Origin of the sequence: Microbacterium sp., assembly GCF_041909575.1 — a bacterium.
GTDB lineage: Bacteria > Actinomycetota > Actinomycetes > Actinomycetales > Microbacteriaceae > Microbacterium.
In genome coordinates, this window is record NZ_JAYRDE010000190.1 from 1 (window position 1) to 2,196 (window position 2,196).

A 2,196-nucleotide genomic window follows, 5' to 3' on the forward strand; every position below is an offset into this window, starting at 1 on the left:
TGTGTCGCCGACCAGCGCGTCCATGCTCGGCACGTAGTGCGCGACGAGCGCGGGCGCGACGCCGATCTCGGTCGCGACGGCGCGCAGTGTCACGGCGCTCAGCCCCGCTTCGCGCGCGAGAGCCTGCGCGGCGGAGGAGATCTGCTGCAGGCGCTCGGCGGCGGACCTGCGGGTGGCTGTTGACGGCATCACCGTCGATTCTGTACCGTGATCCCGAGTTGATCAAGTGATCAACACGACAGGAGGACTACGGATGGCCTGGCGGATGCCCTCGGAGACCGCGCCCCACGATCGCACCTGGATGGCGTTCCCGCGCGCGGGCCAGACCCTCGGCGAAGAGCCCTCCGCGCAGGAGGAGTGCTACGCCGCGTGGACGGCGACCGCCCACGCGATCGCCGAGTTCGAGCCCGTCACGATGGTCGTGGACCCGACCGAGACCGCTCGCGCGCGCCGCATGCTCTCGGGCGACATCGAGGTCGTCGAGGCGCCTCTCGACGAGTTCTGGATGCGCGATTTCGGCCCGACCTTCGTGCTCGACGACGAGCGGCCGGGCGTCCTCGGCGCCGTGGACTGGACGTTCAACGGCTGGGGCGCTCCCGAATGGGCCGAGTGGCGCCAGTCGGCCGAGATCGGCCGGTTCGTCGCCGCCGAGGTCGGTGCCGAGCTCATCAGCTCCGTGCTCGTGAACGAGGGCGGCGGCATCCACGTCGACGGCGAGGGCACGGTGCTCGTGACCGAGACCGTGCAGCTCGATCCCCGCCGCAACCCCTACGCCGACCGTGCGCGGGTCGAGGCCGAACTCGCCCGCACGATCGGGACGACCAAGACGATCTGGCTGCCGCGAGGACTCACGCGCGACTACGACGACTTCGGCACGAACGGGCACGTCGACATCGTCGCGACGATCCCCTCGCCCGGACGCCTCCTCCTGCACCACCAGCCCGATCCCGCGCACCCCGACCACGTCGTCACGCGTGAGCTGCGCGCCCTCCTCGAGAACGAGGTCGATGCCGCCGGCCGGTCGTGGGACATCGTCGACGTCCCCGCTCCGGCGACGCTCCGCGATCACGAGGGCTTCGTCGACTGGAGCTACATCAACCACCTCGTCGTGAACGGCGGCGTCATCGCATGCGGCTTCGGAGAGGACGAAGCGGATGCCGCGGCCCGCAGCATCCTGTCGGAGGCCTATCCCGGCCGTCGCGTCGTGACCGTGGACGCCCGCCCGATCTTCGCTCGCGGCGGCGGCATCCACTGCATCACTCAGCAGCAGCCCACGGTGCCGGGGCGATGATCGACGTCGTCGAGGCGACCATCGCCGAGCTGCGCGCAGCCCTGGAGTCCGGAACGGCGACCGCGGTCGAGCTGGTGAACGCCTACCTCGCCCGCATCGCCGCATACGACGGCCCCGACACCGTCACCGCGCTCAACGCCGTCGTGGTGGCGAACCCCGACGCGATCGCCGAAGCCGAGGCATCCGACGCCCGTCGTGCCGCGGGAGCGAGCCTCGGACCGCTCGACGGGATTCCATACACGGCGAAGGACAGCTACCTGGCGCGCGGGCTGACCGCCGCAGCCGGCAGCCCGGCGTTCGCCGACCTGATCGCGCAGCGGGACGCCTTCACGATCGAGCGGCTGCGCGCGGCGGGCGCGATCTGCCTCGGCCTGACGAACATGCCGCCCATGGCCAACGGCGGCATGCAGCGGGGAGTCTACGGCCGGGCCGAGAGCCCGTACAGCGCCGACTGGCTCACGGCCCCGTTCGCCTCGGGATCGTCGAACGGCTCGGGGACGGCGACGGCGGCGAGCTTCGCCGCGTTCGGACTGGGCGAGGAGACGTGGTCGAGCGGCCGCGGGCCGGCCTCGAACAACGGGCTGTGCGCCTACACGCCCTCGCGCGGCGTGATCTCCGTGCGCGGAAACTGGCCGCTCGTTCCGACGATGGACGTCGTCGTGCCGCACACGCGCACGATGGCCGACCTGCTCGAGGTGCTGGACGTCATCGTCGCCGACGACGACGAGACGCGCGGCGACTTCTGGCGGGCGCAGCCGTGGATCGAGCTCCCCGCGGCATCCGCGGTGCGCCCCGCGTCCTACCCCGCTCTCGGCGCCGTCGACCCCGCGGCCGCGCTCGCGCGCCGACGCATCGGCGTCCCCCGCATGTACATCAACGCCGATCCCGAGGCCGGCACCGCCGAG

Annotated in this window: 3 protein-coding genes; 2 read left to right on the forward strand and 1 reads right to left on the reverse strand. The window is 72.0% G+C overall.

Features of this window, described 5'->3' with window-relative positions; all coding sequences use genetic code 11:
• The coding region (locus ACE3O1_RS15425; RefSeq protein WP_374316555.1) for a TetR family transcriptional regulator at positions 1–189 on the reverse strand (189 nt) is incomplete at its 3' end.
• Positions 190–253: 64 nt separating this feature from the next.
• Here ACE3O1_RS15425 and ACE3O1_RS15430 point away from each other — a divergent pair.
• Positions 254–1,291 carry an agmatine/peptidylarginine deiminase gene (locus ACE3O1_RS15430; protein WP_374316557.1) on the forward strand — a complete coding sequence of 346 codons (1,038 nt, stop codon included), beginning with the start codon at positions 254–256 and terminating at the stop codon, positions 1,289–1,291.
• A partial coding sequence (locus tag ACE3O1_RS15435; RefSeq protein ID WP_374316559.1) for an amidase occupies positions 1,288–2,196 on the forward strand: 909 nt, incomplete at its 3' end. The genes ACE3O1_RS15430 and ACE3O1_RS15435, both read left to right, overlap by 4 nt.

What these genes read in the sequence shown, in the direction of transcription:
- ACE3O1_RS15430 (WP_374316557.1), top strand. Translation starts at nt 254, where the DNA reads ATGGCCTGGCGGATGCCCTCGGAGACCGCGCCCCACGATCGCACCTGG.